Genomic DNA, 15,308 nt, shown 5'->3' with positions numbered 1-15,308 from the left:
GGTGGGGCAAAGGTGCCATTTGAGCGGAATGTAAATAATAAGTTTGTGCTAGAAAGTGTGTATAGATTCATTGCTTATCTCATGCTTTCGTTTGGTGTGTTACTCTACTATTTTCCGATGCCTCTACAATTTCAGCATTATGTGGTTAGCATTTTTTCAGCTGCTGCTTTTGTTGCAATACTCTGTATATTTACGCTTGCAAAACATAAATTTACCCGCCACCAAATTAAGCAAATTGTTTTTGTCTTGGACTTGTGTGTCATAGCGGCAGCTTTATCTGCGGTACATTTATCTTTCGTTTTTAGCGGTCTAATACTCGCGTCGTTTTGGTATTTATCAACTTCATTCAATAAAATTTCTTTTGTTGGCTATAGTCTTGGCTTTCTATGTGCTGTCATGACTTTTTATGTCAGTGCTTTTTTATTTTTTGGTTTTGAAAATTATTTTGAAGATGCCAGTATCTATTTGACTATTTATAGTTTTATCTGCTTCTGTGCCTGCTTTGGCGTAACCAATTATTTTAATAAGAAAGCATTAAAAAATCTGATGACAACCAAAGATTATTATCAGGAACAGATGAACCGTTATATTCAGTTTTCCAATCAGCTCAGTCGTTATGCGCCGTTGCAGTTATGGCAATCGATCATGCGTGGTGATACTCAAGCGAAAATTGATTATAAGCGTAAAAAAATGACCGTGTTTTTTTCAGACGTGATAGGTTTTACTCAACTGGCTGAAAAACTTATTCCAGATGATCTGGCATTTGTCTTAAATGATTATTTGAGCCATATGGCTGAAATTGCCAAGCGCTATGAAGGTACCTTAGATAAGTTTATTGGTGATGGTATGCTGATTTTCTTTGGTGATCCACAATCGCGAGGCGTAGAGCAAGATGCTAAACATTGTATAGAAATGGCGATTACCATGCGTCAGCAAATGCATGTGTTGCGTGAACGCTGGTTAAAAATGGGCTTTCCTGAGTTGCATATTCGTATGGGGGTGAGTACAGGTTATTGTCACGTTGGAAATTACGGCTCAGACTACCGAATGTCATATACGTTGATCGGTCATGATGTCAACTTGGCAGCACGCTTGCAAGGAGCAGCACATCCAGACGAAATTTTGATTGCTGATGAAACTTATCGTTTAGTAAAAGACGAATTTGTTTGCGTTCCGAAAGACCTGATGCAGCTCAAAGGTTTGAGTGAGCCAATAAAAACTTGGCAAGTTATTGATAAATACACAGGAATTCGTTCTGATCTACAACAATGGTTTGACTATGAATATAAAGGCTTTCATTTGTTGTTAAATCTGGATGAAGTGCAGCATTATGAATATCAGCAGTTGCTTGATGTCTTGGAACAAATGAAAGAGCGGATTCAAACTCAGCATGAATTGACGACAGAGCAGGGAATTGCGCGTTTAGATGCTCGCGATGAAGTGCAAGATTCGGGCTCAAAGCTCGGTGGCTTTGAGTCCGATAAAGCCTAAGGCTTAGTGATTTTCTGATGCATGGTTGATGGTGTATTTTGGGATTTCAACTTCCAAATCCTCATTTTCTACCTTCACCTGACAAGACAAGCGTGAATCAGGCTCTAAGCCCCATGCACGATCAAGCAAGTCAGCTTCAACATCATTCATCTCTTCCAGGCTGTCAAACCCACGACGAACAATTACATGGCAAGTGGTGCATGCACAAGACATGTCACAAGCATGTTCAATCTTGATACCATTTTTCAGTAAGCTTTCACATAAATTACTGTGATTTTCGACTTCAAACTCTGCACCTTCAGGGCAAATCTGGGCATGCGGAAGAACTTTAATACGTGGCATATCTTTACCTATTCAGAAGTTGAGTTTGACCAGTCATCGAGTTTAGTGCCTTTGAGGGCATGGTCAATGTGACGGTTCATACGTAATGCAGCAAAAGCATCACTGTGAACTTTAAGCTGGTTGACAGCTTGCTCAATGGCTTGGATATCCTGACCTTGCAACTGGTCAGCAACTTTTTGCTGAGCTTGCTGCAATTCACTGAGCTGAGTGTCATTGAGTAAGTTGGCATCTGTTTTCAGTGCTTGAGTCAACGCTTCAAGTTCACGTTGTACTTCCACTTTGGTTTCTTGTAGGTGACGAAGTTGTTTATCTTCTTCGGCATGTTGGAAACCTTCAAGAAGTAAGCGCTCCATATCGGTATCGGATAAACCGTAAGATGGTTTAATGTCGATATGTGCTTCAACCCCTGATGTAGTCTCACGTGCAGAAACAGCCAGAAGACCATCCGCATCAACTTGGAATGTTACTTCAATACGTGCCTGACCTGCAGTCATTGGTGGAATACCACGCAGCACAAAACGACCTAAAGAACGGCAGTGTTCAACCAGATCACGCTCGCCTTGTACCACATGAATCAGCATGGCACTTTGACCATCTTGATAGGTAGTAAATTCTTGACGACGTGCTACAGGGATGGCGGTATTGCGTGAAATCAGACGCTCAACCAATCCGCCCATGGTTTCTAGACCTAAAGACAGAGGTGTAACATCGAGCAGTAATGAACCATCTTGGCTATTACCAACCAATTGATTCGCAGTAATCGCTGCGCCAATGGCTACCACTTCATCTGGGTTGATGGTACATAAAGGCTCTTGCTGGAAAACTTCCGCAACGACTTTTTTTACTGCATATGAACGTGTTGAACCACCGACCAGTACGACATTTTGAATATCGCTGAGTTCCAGTTTGGCATCACGCAGTACACGTTTACAGACAGTAATGGTACGCTCAAGCGCTACCTGAATAATTGATTCGAATGTTGGGCGATCTAAAGTGATGACTTGGTCAAGCAAATGCAATTGAACATGTTCTAACTCAGACAGTTGCTCTTTGGCTTTACGTGCTGTCACCATAAAGTGTGCATGTTCAGCATCATCTAGCTCATCTAGGTTTAACTGTTTTTTCGCCCATTTTACGATTAAACGGTCGAGGTCATCGCCACCTAGTGCAGTATGTCCGCCTGTTGCCAATACTTCAAACACGCCTTGCGAGAAGCGCAAAATTGATACGTCAAATGTCCCACCGCCCAAGTCATAAATGACATAGTTGCGGTCAGTAGATAAGTTTGTTTCCTGATCTAAACCATAAGCAACCGCTGCTGCTGTTGGTTCATTGAGGAGGCGCAAAACATTTAAGCCCGCAAGCTGAGCCGCATCACGCGTTGCTTGGCGCTGTGCTTCATCGAAATATGCAGGGACAGTAATCACAGCGCCTGTAATAGGTTGCTGAATGCTGTCTTCAGCACGGAGTTTGAGTTGTTTTAAAATATCAGCAGAAATTTCAACAGGTGTTTTTGGTCCGGCATTGGTTTGGAATGCAGGCATTTCATTGTCTGCGCCAACCAGTTCATACGGGTGTTGAAATTTGATATCTGCTTTAGAACGACCCATGAAACGTTTGACTGAAACAATGGTGTTTTTAGGATCGCGGGTAACAAATGGTTTGGCTTCTTCGCCATAAGCATTTTGTTCTTTTGCATAATGCACAATCGATGGCAATAAAACCCGACCATGTTCATCTTCTAAAACTTTAGCTTGGCCTGAGCGTACAGTGGCAACCAAAGAGTGCGTTGTGCCTAAATCAATACCAATCGCAACACGGTGTTCGTGAGGCGCACTTGACTGACCAGGTTCAGCAATTTGCAAGAGAGCCATCTGTTAAAATCCTTGAATATAAAAATTAAAAATCATCATCCAGATCATACTGTTCATCATCAAGTAACTGATCTTCAGCTTTATCAATGTCATTCATGACACGCTGGAAGAAACGTAACTTGCGTACAGTATCGCGTGCTTCGCCCCAGTCTTCATCATCATAATCGATTTTAAATTCACGAACCAAACTACCAATCCATTGATTCACTTCGTCTTTTAGAGAGTGAAGTTGTTCTGGATTTTGTGCTTCATCAAGTTGTTCACGAATTTCAAGCGCTGACTGTAAAAATTCAAAATCATGAATTGACTGATCAAGACCGTGATCTTGTTTTTTAAGCGAGAGCAAATAAGCAGCACGGCTGTCGATATGAGACAGAACTTTATAGGCTTGATTAATTGCACTCGATTTGATGAGTGCTTGATCTTTATCTTGTGCTTTGTCAGGGTGATATTGTTGTTGCAATTTTAAAAAGCTATTTTTTAAAGCTGCTAAATCAATATCGAGCGCTACAGGTAATTCGAACAACTCAAAATGATTCATGGGGGATAATTTCCACGAGGTAAATGTCAATAAAACAGTGAATTATACACTGTTTTATTGAAAATGAAGGAGAAGGGGAGAATTAAACAGTGAAAGACTCACCGCAACCACATTCACCTTTTTTGTTTGGGTTATTAAATTCAAAGCCTTCGTTTAGACCATTTTTAACATAGTCCATTTCTAATCCTTCGAGATAAACTAAACTCTTAGGATCAACAAAAACTTTTACGCCAAACTGTTCAAAAATTTGATCATGTGTATCGATTTCATCTACAAATTCGAGTACATACGCTAAACCTGAACAGCCTGAAGTTTTCACCCCAACGCGAATGCCTTCACCCTTACCACGATTTTTCAGGTAATTGCTAATATGAGTGGCTGCATTTTCAGTTAAATGGATCATGAAAACTCCGTGAATTTATCTTGCCAAACAATTATGCATTTGATTTTTTGCTACGATAATCTTCAATCGCAGCTTTGATCGCGTCTTCTGCCAATACCGAACAGTGAATCTTTACAGGTGGTAAAGCAAGTTCAGTCGCAATATCAATGTTCTTGATTGCTTGTGCTTCATCAAGTGTTTTACCTTTTAACCATTCGGTTACCAGTGAACTTGATGCAATCGCAGAGCCGCAACCATAAGTTTTGAAGCGTGCTTCTTCAATTACACCTTCATCATTCACTTGGATTTGTAAGCGCATTACGTCGCCACATGCAGGTGCACCGACCATACCTGTACCTACGTTGGTTGCATTTTTGTCAAGTACGCCAACGTTACGTGGGTTTTCATAATGGTCAATGACTTTATCGCTATATGCCATGGTCTTTCTCCGAACCTAGGGGGTCAGCCTGAGTATCCTTAATTTAATATGGGGGTAAAAACATTAATCGCAAGGATTAATGTTCTGCCCATTCAACTGTTGAAAGGTCGATGCCTTCTTTGTACATATCCCAAAGCGGTGAAAGCTCACGAAGTTTTTCTACAGCAGTTTGAGTAATGCTAATTACGTGATCAATATCTTCTTCAGTTGTGTATTTACCAAAACTGAAACGGATTGAGCTATGTGCAAGTTCGTCAGACAAACCTAGTGCACGTAATACGTAAGATGGTTCTAGTGTTGCAGAAGTACATGCAGAACCACTTGAAACAGCAACATCTTTAAGTGCCATCATTAAAGATTCACCTTCAACAAAGTTAAAGCTGACATTTAAATAGTTGGCAACATTGTATGTTGGGTGACCGTTTAGGAAAACTTGTTCTAAACTTTGCAAGCCATTCCATAATTTGTCACGCAGTACACGTAAGCGAGCTTGTTCTGCTTGAAGGTTTTTACCTGCAAGTTCAAATGCTTCACCCATACCTACGATTTGATGGGTTGCCAATGTACCAGAACGCATACCACGTTCATGGCCGCCACCATGCATTTGTGCTTTTAGGCGAACGCGTGGGCTACGGCGTACATAAAGTGCACCAATCCCTTTAGGGCCATAAATCTTGTGACCAGAGAAACTCATCAGGTCAACTTTCATTTGACTAAGATCAATTTCAATCTTGCCTGCAGCTTGAGCAGCATCAACATGCAAGAAAGTTTTGTTGGCGCGAGTCAATTCACCAATTGCAGCAACGTCTGTTACCGTACCAATTTCATTGTTCACCATCATGAGGGACACTAAAATCGTATCTGGGCGAAGTTCAGCAGCCACCATTTCAGGTGTAATCAAACCTGTTTGTGGTTGTGGTTCAATATAGGTAATTTCAAAGCCTTCTGCTTCGAGCTCACGACAAGTATCTAAAACCGCTTTATGTTCGATTTTACTGGTAATGATATGTTTGCCTTTAGAAGCGTAGAACTGAGCAACGCCTTTAAGTGCAAGGTTATCCGATTCGGTTGCACCAGAAGTCCATACAATCTCACGTGGATCAGCTTTAACAAGATTCGCAACTTGCTCACGTGCATACTCTACTTTTTCTTCTGCTTGCCACCCGTAAGCATGTGAGCGCGATGCTGGGTTACCGAAGGTACCATCAAAGGTTAAGCATTCCATCATGCGTTCAGCAACTTGTGGGTCAACTGGAGTTGTTGCTGCGTAGTCAAGATAAATAGGACGTTTCATGTTAAATACCTGTAACCGATAATAGGTCTGACTCATAAGGTGCTGTATTTTGGCGAATCGCGACAGTTTGAACATTGTCACGTGAAATGAGGTCAGCCAAAGAGATTTTTGCTAAATAATCGGCGATATGGTGAGAAAGATCTTGCCATAAGTCGTGAGTTAAGCACATTGCGCCATTTTGACAATTACCTTTATGGTCGCAACGTGTGGCATCCACTGTTTCATTGACAGCTTCAATAATTTCTAAAATAGTAATTTCATTTGCGCTTCTTGCTAAATGGTAACCACCATTTGCACCACGAACGCTAGAAACTAAACCATGACGTTTAAGCTTAGCAAATAACTGCTCGAGATAAGCGACTGAAATTGTTTGGCGTGCTGCAATTTCTGCAAGTGTGATCGTTTGTTCAGGTGGCTGCAAAGCTAGGTCGAGTAGAGCAGTCACTGCGTAGCGACCGCGAGTGGTTAAACGCATAATTCGATACACATGTTTAGACTAGATGTCTAAATTTTATGAATCCTGACTAAAATAGTCAAGTTTTTTTGATAGGAATAAGATAGACGGGATTTAAACAGGTTAAATGACTGTTTTAACCAGCCCAACTATTATATAGCAAAGTACATAGAAGTATGACAATTACCGTAATAAAAAAACTATTCAAGCGGCGTTGCTTTTTTTCTATGTGACGTAGACGGTTTTTATACTGTTTAACTTCAACTTGTAAGCTATTGATTTTAGAACGTTGATATTCAATTTTTTCTAAAAGTGGTGCAATACGTTTCTTTGAAGCAACAACTTCACTGTCAGGTTCTGAGCGAAATAACCATTTTTTCCAGTCAGAAGCGAGTTTAGGAAGTGCGAGTTGGGAGAGTAAATCTCGAAATGGGTCTTTGAGACTGTCATGTCCGTACATGCGAATTCCACGCACACTTTTTTTATGACCTAAGACTAAAGTTTGGACATAACTAAAGACAGTACCGCTAATTTCAAGGTCGACAGGCGAGTCAGGGGCTTGGAGGTCGAACAAAATTCCTTTACGAGTAAAGCGCACATAAAAGTCAACATAGGGAATATAACAATTCACTTTGACTGTGAGTTGCTGTTCTATGAATTCTTTTGCATGTAATTGCACTACATCGTCATGTGTAAAAATGAAGCTGTAAAAAGTTTCTAGTGCAATCATGCCAAAGTTCAACAATAACTTGGGCTGTTCTTGTGTTTGTTGAGATTCACTCATAAAGTCAAAATTCCTCAATGAAAATCTGAAGATTCCATTGATTGTCCTCGAACGATGAAAATGGTCAAAAAAATGAAGTAGTTTTGTAGAACAGTTTGGGGAAATGTTCAAGTCATATCTTTGTTATTATAACGTGATTATGCGCAAAGCAGTTGTTGATATACAAAGAGAGGGGGAGCTGCATGAGTAAAAGCACAATAAAACAGCAAAATGAATCTGATGATATGACAGTTGAACCACAAGTGAAAAAAAATAAGCAGAATCAAAAAACTGCTTTGGATTTTCGCAAATATACTCAACAAATTTGGCTGGCAGGGTTAGGCGCATTTTCACGTGCTGAAGAAGAGGGTAATAAATTTTTTGACTCACTGGTCAAAGTGGGAGAAGAGCTCGAAGCCAAGACGTTGGATTTTGCAGATCAGACTGTGACCAAAGTGACAGATAAAGCTTTAGAATCGGTTTATGAAACCAAAGACAAAGTCGAAAAAATACTGGATCAGAGTGTTAACACCTCACTTAATCGCTTGGGATTGGCGTCAAGTAAAGACATTCAGCATCTAGAACAATTGATTCTATCGCTACACAGTAAAGTTGACACATTAATTGAAGAAAATCAGGCATTGCGACAGCAGCTTTCAAAAAGCTCTCAATAAATGTGCATTTTCATGGTTTTTTGCAGGGAAAATCTTATAAAAGCATTTGATGAGTATTGCCTTTTTACCTCAAGCATTGCTATAAAGGCGGTATGGTTATATACGAAAGCCTTGGATCTTTAACAACCAAATTAAGAGGACGTAATCTTCATGAATAAATCAGAATTAATTGATGCGATTGCTACAAAAGGGGGATTGTCTAAAACTGATGCAGGAAAAGCATTGGATGCGACTATTGCTTCTATCTCTGAAGCGTTAAAAGCGGGTGACACAGTAACTTTAGTGGGCTTTGGTACATTTAGCGTGAAAGAACGCAGTGCGCGTACAGGTCGCAATCCAAAAACTGGTGCAGAATTGCACATTGAAGCCAGCAAAGTACCTAGCTTTAAAGCAGGTAAAGGCTTGAAAGACGCTGTTGCATAAGATGAGACAGCCAATTAAGCGCGCCTAAAGGCGCGTTTTTTATTGAATTGGCGAAATAATCAAGGCAAATCCGTTCATTCATTTATAGATTTCAGTTAAAATCGCACACAAATAAAATATTGGAATACTTATGGAATCGTTTCGTAAACTGATCAAAGGTTGGTTGGGCATCGCATTGCTGGTGTTATTCCTGACTCCTTTAGCGTTAGTAGGTATTGAAGGATATTTTAGTGGATCGAAAAAAACCGATGTAGCTAAAACAGTAAATGGTCAAGACATTACCAATAAAGATCTTGATGATTTGGTGAAAGCTTATCAACAGCAATATTTGCAATATGTTCAAGGTGATGCATCTTTACTCAATATGGATGCGATTCGTAATAATGCACTAGATACCCTAATTGCTCGTCAGTTATTGCTTCAACAAGCACAGAAAATGGGCTTGAATCTAAGCGATACGCAGTTTGTTGCAATGTTGTCGCAAGTCCCTGAATTTCAAGTGAATGGTGAATTCAGTGATCAGGCTTTTGGTAATTATTTGCGTAGCAGTGGCATGACCAAAGAAATGTTAATTGCAAATTTGCGTAAAGATCAGGCATTAAAAATGCTTTCAGGAACGATTTCTAATTATACATTACTCGACAAAAATGATATTCAGCGCTTGGCAGCAACTCAAACTGAGCAGCGTGAGATTTATTTGGCAAGCATTAAACTTGATGAATATAAAAAAGGGTTAACGGTTAGTGCCCAGGAAATTGCTGACTATTACAATAAACACAAAAGTAATTTTAAACAAAACGCGAGTGTTGATGTTGACTACGTGGTGTTAACACCAGCCATGATGAATACATCGACTGCCGCACCAACAGATGTTGAAATTCAGCAGGCATATAGCAAATATCTAGTGACTCAGAAGAAAAATGTGGCAAAAGAAGTTCGCCATATTTTAATTAGCCATGATAATCGCGGTGATGCTGCTGCATTGAAACTTGCCAATGATGTTGAAGCAAAAATTAAAGCGGGCATGTCCTTTGCAGATGCTGCAAAACAGTATTCTGAAGATCCGACATCGAAAGATAAAGGTGGTTTACTGGATGGTTATAAAGCAGGTACGTTAGGCTCAAAAGAGTTTGATGGTGCTGTTGCTACTCTGGCAGATAATCAGGTTTCACAACCAGTAAAAACAAGTTTTGGTTATCACATTATTGAAGTGAAAACGCCAAATGCGAAAATTGCATCACTGGAAACAGTGAAATCGCAATTGGTTGCAGATATTGAGAAAAGCAAAAAAGCCAATGCGTTTAGTGATGTTGTCAATAAATTAAATGACACTGTCATTAGCAATGATGCTTTAGATGTTGTGACCCAACAGGTAAAAACTGCCAAAGTACAATCTGTAAAAGCAGTAACAGTCTGGACTAAAGATCCCTACTTAAGTGATACAACTGTTAAAAGTAAACTCTTTAATGATGATGTGAAAAATGGTGATCGTAATGCATCAAGTAGCATTCAGTTGGCAAATGGTAGTGTAGTTTGGGTTAAAGTTCGCAACTATCATGCTGCTGGTACACAATCTTTAGCTCAGGCGACTGCTGCGATTCGTGCAAAAGTGCTTGATCAAAAAGCAGAGGTGGTAGCTAAACAGCGCTTAGCAGCAACATTCAATGGTTTTAAAACCCAGCCCGCTGCTCAGGTACAGTCATCAAGCATTAAATTCGAGAAAGCAGGGATATTCCCACGCCAAGGCTTGAAGAAAGAAGTGTCTAACATTGCATTCACTTTACCAGCGCCAAAAGAAGGGATGTGGTCAGTTGGAACAACAACTTTACCAAATGAGATGATTGTGATTGCTGTGTCTAAGGTTGTACCAATGGATGCGAAAGCGATTAGTGCAGAACAAATGCAGCAATTGCAAAACTGGTATCAGCAAAGTCGTAGTGAGCAGGAGCTTGCAGATTATGTTGAATATCTGAAATCAAAAGCAAAGATCAAATAAAATAAAAAAAGCGCTTCGGCGCTTTTTTTATGCAGATAAATTTTATAAACAATTGGCTGGTTTGGGAACACCAGCAAGACGACTCAGATGGCGAGCGACCAAACCTGTATTGAACTGTTGCTGTAGTACAGTATTATTAATTTCAGGGCTGACGCTTTTCATTAAATACTTGATTAGAGGACGAGTGGCAGGTGAATGCCCAAATTGCTGATAAAATTGGCGAACTGCATGTAAAATTTCAAAATGCCATGCAGTTAGTTTAATGTCTAAACTGTTTGCAAGTTCTTGAGCAATATCTTCATTCCAGATTCGGTAATCTAGCAAATGACCATCTTGGTCGAGTTCTAAAGCCATGTCTCTCTCAATTATTTCAAACTGATGCAGCGGGTATGTTGCAATAATAAATTGGAAAATTCTGAATAATCAATGATATTTAGACGATGAGGTTTTACTTCAGGCAAAACATCTGCATCTGCTTTGAGGATATAGAGTATATAAGACTCTAAAGCAGGCTCAGCATACAGTAAAACGGATTCTGCCATGAGTACAACCTGATCCTGTGAGGTTGCCATTTGTTGTAGCTGTGTGAGCAATGACGCTGCTTTACTGTAATCGCTCTGAATTAAAAAAAGTGTTGAATTTGACATGATATTTACCAGTAAAGCACGTGTTCAAAATTTTGTAGAAACTCGGCATTGAGCTCAATAAACTCAATTTCATGTTCACTTTGTTCGACAAAAGCATGCTGTTGCTGCTGGCGTTCCACATAAATTGGCGTGAGGTCGTAAAACTCGAAACTATCCACCATGTTTGAGCCGAGTTTGAAGGCATGTGTCGACGGATTAAAAACTAGATCGTTTTTGAGTAGACTTAATGCCGCATCTTTAAGCAAGACTTTAACCTGACAGCCAAATGTTGCCAGTACCATCGTTGCAGACAAGCTTTCATTGCTTTGCGCTTGCATTAGGTTGGCTTGAGTTAAAATAACAAGAACAGTTTTCACAGAACTACCTTTTAAAAACAACAAAACACACGTGTAAAGCTTTTAGAATTGAACTAAACGAGTGGTATTTTGAACAGCATCGGCGAATTCCCCTAGACCAACCAGTTCAAAGCCTGATGCGAGATTAAATTGTGTTAATTGATGGCGTTCGGCATTTTCTTGATTTGTAATGCCCCTAGCCAACGCCGCACTGACACAAACGGGTAAACGAATGCCAAGTTTTTGCCATTCCTGAGTGAGTTGGCGTTGATCATCAGGACACCAGTTCAGGGAGTTTGCTACCATGACCCCATCCTGATAGAAAAAAACCCGAAAACTTTGATTTGTAGCTTGGAGTGCTTGCACTGTACCTAGTGCATGCCAAGCCAAAACAGAATGTGGAGAAGCGGTGACAAGAATTAGGGTGCTCATAACAAATCACTTTACAAAGAATATGGCTATGCACTCGCGTGGGCTTGTAATGGTAAGCCATGAAAAAAATGAACAATAGGTAATTATACAATGATTTTGATCACAGGTGGTTTAGGTTTTATAGGTTCACATATTGCATTGCACTTATTGTCTAAAGGGCAACAAGTTGTGCTGGTGGATAATTTAGTCAATAGTCATCCGCATACCTTAGACCGTTTGCAATATATCGCAGGGCAATATATTCCATTTTTACAGGTTGATGTGCGTAACACTCCTGCATTAACCAAATTTGTAGAACAATACCCAATTGATGTGGTGATTCATTGTGCAGGATTTAAATCGCTACAAGAATCAGCCATGAAACCGATTGAGTATTATAACAATAACTTAAGCGCTTTAATGAGCATTGTTCGTATGATGCAGCGGATTGGCTGTCGGAACTTTGTGCATTTATCCAGCCTGATGATTTATGGAAGTTCTGAAACAAAGCTGTCAGAAACTACACCGCTGAACTATGGCTGTGCTAATCCTTATATCCAGTCACAGCAAATGATGGAAAAAATTCTTGCTGATGTGTTTCAGCACGACAATGAATGGAATATGGCTATTCTACGTCTTGCCAATGTTGCTGGTGCATTTGAACAAGGTTTTTGGGGAGAATTTGTTCCTAAATTACCAAAGAGTATTATGGGATTGTTGATGCAAGCTGCGAATCATGAGCGTGAAGGCATTGAATTATATCAGGCTGCCAAAACTCGGGATCATACAGTTGAGCGCAGTTTTGTGCATATTCTGGATGTCTGTGATGCTTTGGAAAAAACTTTGGAATGGCTGAAACAGCAACAGCACTGTTATGAAACATTCAATATTGCCAGAGATGATGTGATTAGTATTGCTGATCTGCTTCATGCTACAGAAGATGTTACGGGTACGAAAATTCAGGTATTGAATGCTACACATCATTTAAATCAAGGAGTATTAGATCAGATCGGTGCAGATGTAACTAAGGCCAAGCAAGTGTTAGATTGGACTGCACAACGGACGGTCGCACAGATGTTACAGGATCAGTGGCGATTTTATCGTAGTGCATAAATAAAAAAAGTAAATGATAATTATTTATTGAGTGCCTGTTACTGAGTATGATTGGATTCAGCTTGTGATGAAAAAGATTAATCATAAAAATTAGAGGACATTAAGTATGAAAACACGTATCGAACATGACACTATGGGGGAAGTTGAAGTCCCAGATGACGCGCTGTGGGGGGCACAGACCCAGCGCAGTTTACAAAACTTTAAGATTGGTCAGGAACGGTTACCTCGCGCCATGATCCGTGGGATGGGGCTGGTCAAGAAAGCAGCTGCATTAACCAATGCAGAGCTGAAACAGATTCCACAAGAGCTGGCAAACTATATTGTTGACGCGGCTGAAGAAGTGATTGCAGGGCAATGGGATGCACAATTTCCACTGGTGGTTTGGCAAACAGGTTCAGGTACGCAAAGTAACATGAACTGTAATGAAGTGATTGCCAATATTGCCAACCAAAAGCTGGGTAACCCTTTGGGTTCACAAAAGCCCGTTCATCCGAATGATCACGTGAACCGTGCGCAATCGACCAATGATTCATTTCCAACTGCGATTCATGTTGCAGCGAGTGTGCAAATTAATGAGCTACTGATTCCTGCGGTGAAACGCTTGCGTGATACTTTGCAGCAGAAATCAGATGAATTTCAGCAGATTGTCAAAATTGGGCGGACACACTTACAAGATGCAACCCCGTTAACATTAGGGCAAGAGTTTAGTGGTTATGTCTCACAGCTTGAACATGGTTTGAAACGTCTTAATCAGGCACTTGAAGGCTTGTATGAGTTGCCACTGGGTGGTACGGCTGTAGGTACAGGATTAAATGCCCATCCAGATTATGCGGTAAATGCTGCAAAACAACTGGCACAACTGACGGGTTTGCCTTTTGTCACTGCACCCAACAAATTTGAAGCATTGGCTGGACGTGATGCTGCGGTATTTGCATCGGGTGCATTAAAAACCCTTGCAACGAGCCTGAACAAAATTGCAAATGATATTCGCTGGTTAGCCAGTGGGCCACGTTGCGGATTTGGTGAGTTACGGATTCCTGAAAATGAACCAGGTTCAAGCATTATGCCAGGGAAAGTCAATCCGACTCAAAGTGAAGCCATGACCATGGTGGTAGCGCAGGTTTTAGGAAATGACACTACGATTAATGTCGCAGGGGCATCGGGTAATTTTGAGCTAAATGTCTTTATGCCTGTGATCGCATTTAACCTGTTACAGTCGATTCAGTTATTGGGCGATGCATGTAATAGCTTTAATGATCATTGTGCCGTAGGTATTGAACCAAACCGCGAAAAAATTGACCACTTTTTGCATAATTCTTTAATGCTGGTGACAGCATTAAATCCTGTGATTGGTTATGAAAATGCAGCGAAAGTGGCAAAAACAGCTTATAAGGAAAATAAAACCTTAAAACAGGTGGCTGTAGAACTTAATCTGGTAACACCTGAGCAGTTTGATGAAGTGGTACGCCCTGAAAAAATGGTTGCACCAAATGTGAAATAATAGACATGTCTCAACATCAGCAGTTTGTATTGGCGTGAGTTATGCGTACAATATAGCGCTCTATATTTACTGCTGATGATCTTTTTTATGCTCGATATATATTTAACCGATACGCAACAACACGTTCAGTTTCAAGATTATCCGGGTGATCATCCTGTTAAATTTATTCTCAATTTTAAAAAGATTCTTCCAAGTGTCATGGAACTGCTATTGCCAGTTCTACCTTCAGACGAAAATCTGGAAAAGATGAGTTGGGAATCAACCTGTCGCGATTTCGAGATTTTTAAATTACTACTCAGTGGTTGGGGATTGGTTGAACTGCGTCTAAATGCAGTCGCACAATATAAAGACCGTGCTTATGCCGACCAGTTTGTGAAACAAGCACAGGTAAAACGTAAAGAATACAGCAAGAAGAATGCTAAATTGTCGAGTGTTGAACTAGACTATTTGTTCTTACAAGATTTACATGCTTTGGTTGATGCTGATTTGGTCGAAATTGGTGAAAAATTCTATCTGCCAACATTGCGTGAACAATGGAAAAATTATATGTCTGCAAGTATTTTGCAAGGGCAAATCTAAATTTAATTCGCATAAAAAAACCGCATCTTAATGCGGTTTTTTTATATTT

At 40.2% G+C, this 15,308-nt stretch carries 19 protein-coding genes; 7 read left to right on the top strand and 12 right to left on the bottom strand.

All coding sequences use genetic code 11. The features are described from left to right. Positions 1-12 precede the first annotated feature (12 nt). Positions 13-1,491 (top strand): adenylate/guanylate cyclase domain-containing protein, encoded by a 1,479-nt coding sequence (locus ACX1N5_RS12825; protein ID WP_458802543.1) that lies wholly within the window; start codon positions 13-15, stop codon positions 1,489-1,491. 3 nt (positions 1,492-1,494) lie between these two features. Here ACX1N5_RS12825 and fdx read toward each other — a convergent pair whose 3' ends face one another. The 8 genes from fdx to ACX1N5_RS12785 all read right to left on the bottom strand — a co-directional run bounded on the left by fdx (position 1,495) and on the right by ACX1N5_RS12785 (position 7,601). Continuing rightward, complete coding sequence (gene fdx / locus ACX1N5_RS12820; protein ID WP_004900890.1) at positions 1,495-1,833, bottom strand: ISC system 2Fe-2S type ferredoxin; 339 nt, start codon at positions 1,831-1,833, stop codon at positions 1,495-1,497. Between the two features lie 8 nt (positions 1,834-1,841). Continuing rightward, positions 1,842-3,707: a Fe-S protein assembly chaperone HscA gene (hscA, locus tag ACX1N5_RS12815; protein ID WP_458802541.1), complete on the bottom strand. Its 1,866-nt coding sequence runs from the start codon at positions 3,705-3,707 to the stop codon at positions 1,842-1,844. 25 nt (positions 3,708-3,732) lie between these two features. Next, positions 3,733-4,248, bottom strand: coding sequence for a Fe-S protein assembly co-chaperone HscB (gene hscB, locus ACX1N5_RS12810; protein ID WP_131389512.1), 516 nt, complete (start codon positions 4,246-4,248; stop codon positions 3,733-3,735). Between the two features lie 82 nt (positions 4,249-4,330). Continuing rightward, on the bottom strand, positions 4,331-4,651 hold the full coding sequence (iscA, locus tag ACX1N5_RS12805) for an iron-sulfur cluster assembly protein IscA (protein WP_045794105.1): 321 nt from the start codon (positions 4,649-4,651) through the stop codon (positions 4,331-4,333). Positions 4,652-4,682: 31 nt separating this feature from the next. Further along, positions 4,683-5,069: a Fe-S cluster assembly scaffold IscU gene (gene iscU, locus ACX1N5_RS12800; RefSeq protein ID WP_004751839.1), complete on the bottom strand. Its 387-nt coding sequence runs from the start codon at positions 5,067-5,069 to the stop codon at positions 4,683-4,685. A gap of 76 nt (positions 5,070-5,145) precedes the next feature. After that, positions 5,146-6,363: an IscS subfamily cysteine desulfurase gene (locus ACX1N5_RS12795; protein ID WP_004751841.1), complete on the bottom strand. Its 1,218-nt coding sequence runs from the start codon at positions 6,361-6,363 to the stop codon at positions 5,146-5,148. Between the two features lies 1 nt (position 6,364). Continuing rightward, a complete protein-coding gene (locus tag ACX1N5_RS12790; protein ID WP_004900902.1) occupies positions 6,365-6,838 on the bottom strand; it encodes an Rrf2 family transcriptional regulator in 474 nt (157 codons plus the stop codon). 115 nt (positions 6,839-6,953) lie between these two features. Next, the gene (locus tag ACX1N5_RS12785; RefSeq protein ID WP_004751844.1) at positions 6,954-7,601 is read right to left on the bottom strand and encodes a hypothetical protein; all 648 of its coding nucleotides are present in this window, start codon (positions 7,599-7,601) and stop codon (positions 6,954-6,956) included. 224 nt (positions 7,602-7,825) lie between these two features. On the opposite strand from ACX1N5_RS12785, the gene ACX1N5_RS12780 reads away from it, so the two are divergent. The 3 genes from ACX1N5_RS12780 to ACX1N5_RS12770 all read left to right on the top strand — a co-directional run bounded on the left by ACX1N5_RS12780 (position 7,826) and on the right by ACX1N5_RS12770 (position 10,673). Then, positions 7,826-8,254: a phasin family protein gene (locus ACX1N5_RS12780; protein WP_228259291.1), complete on the top strand. Its 429-nt coding sequence runs from the start codon at positions 7,826-7,828 to the stop codon at positions 8,252-8,254. 150 nt (positions 8,255-8,404) lie between these two features. Beyond that, positions 8,405-8,677 carry an HU family DNA-binding protein gene (locus tag ACX1N5_RS12775; protein ID WP_004751847.1) on the top strand — a complete coding sequence of 91 codons (273 nt, stop codon included), beginning with the start codon at positions 8,405-8,407 and terminating at the stop codon, positions 8,675-8,677. Positions 8,678-8,807: 130 nt separating this feature from the next. Then, positions 8,808-10,673 carry a SurA N-terminal domain-containing protein gene (locus tag ACX1N5_RS12770; protein WP_458802538.1) on the top strand — a complete coding sequence of 622 codons (1,866 nt, stop codon included), beginning with the start codon at positions 8,808-8,810 and terminating at the stop codon, positions 10,671-10,673. A gap of 42 nt (positions 10,674-10,715) precedes the next feature. On the opposite strand, the gene ACX1N5_RS12765 is transcribed toward ACX1N5_RS12770, so the two are convergent. The 4 genes from ACX1N5_RS12765 to tusD are packed head-to-tail and all read right to left on the bottom strand — an operon-like array spanning position 10,716 to position 12,087. After that, complete coding sequence (locus tag ACX1N5_RS12765; protein WP_458802536.1) at positions 10,716-11,027, bottom strand: TusE/DsrC/DsvC family sulfur relay protein; 312 nt, start codon at positions 11,025-11,027, stop codon at positions 10,716-10,718. Between the two features lie 11 nt (positions 11,028-11,038). After that, the gene (locus ACX1N5_RS12760) at positions 11,039-11,320 is read right to left on the bottom strand and encodes a hypothetical protein (RefSeq protein WP_458802534.1); all 282 of its coding nucleotides are present in this window, start codon (positions 11,318-11,320) and stop codon (positions 11,039-11,041) included. Positions 11,321-11,325: 5 nt separating this feature from the next. Next, positions 11,326-11,676: a hypothetical protein gene (locus ACX1N5_RS12755; RefSeq protein ID WP_004751854.1), complete on the bottom strand. Its 351-nt coding sequence runs from the start codon at positions 11,674-11,676 to the stop codon at positions 11,326-11,328. A 42-nt stretch (positions 11,677-11,718) separates the two neighbouring features. Beyond that, positions 11,719-12,087 carry a sulfurtransferase complex subunit TusD gene (gene tusD / locus ACX1N5_RS12750; protein ID WP_458802532.1) on the bottom strand — a complete coding sequence of 123 codons (369 nt, stop codon included), beginning with the start codon at positions 12,085-12,087 and terminating at the stop codon, positions 11,719-11,721. Positions 12,088-12,177: 90 nt separating this feature from the next. Between tusD and ACX1N5_RS12745 the strand changes: the two genes are divergently transcribed. The 3 genes from ACX1N5_RS12745 to ACX1N5_RS12735 all read left to right on the top strand — a co-directional run bounded on the left by ACX1N5_RS12745 (position 12,178) and on the right by ACX1N5_RS12735 (position 15,259). Then, a complete protein-coding gene (locus tag ACX1N5_RS12745) occupies positions 12,178-13,179 on the top strand; it encodes an SDR family NAD(P)-dependent oxidoreductase (RefSeq protein WP_458802530.1) in 1,002 nt (333 codons plus the stop codon). Between the two features lie 106 nt (positions 13,180-13,285). Next, entirely contained in the window at positions 13,286-14,680 is a 1,395-nt protein-coding gene (gene fumC / locus ACX1N5_RS12740; RefSeq protein ID WP_004751857.1) for a class II fumarate hydratase, read from the top strand. Between the two features lie 87 nt (positions 14,681-14,767). Next, a complete protein-coding gene (locus ACX1N5_RS12735) occupies positions 14,768-15,259 on the top strand; it encodes a hypothetical protein (RefSeq protein ID WP_458802528.1) in 492 nt (163 codons plus the stop codon). The last annotated feature ends 49 nt before the right edge of the window (positions 15,260-15,308 follow it).

The organism is Acinetobacter sp. ANC 4636, from assembly GCF_054454555.1.
This window is presented reverse-complemented; position numbering and strand designations above follow the sequence as displayed.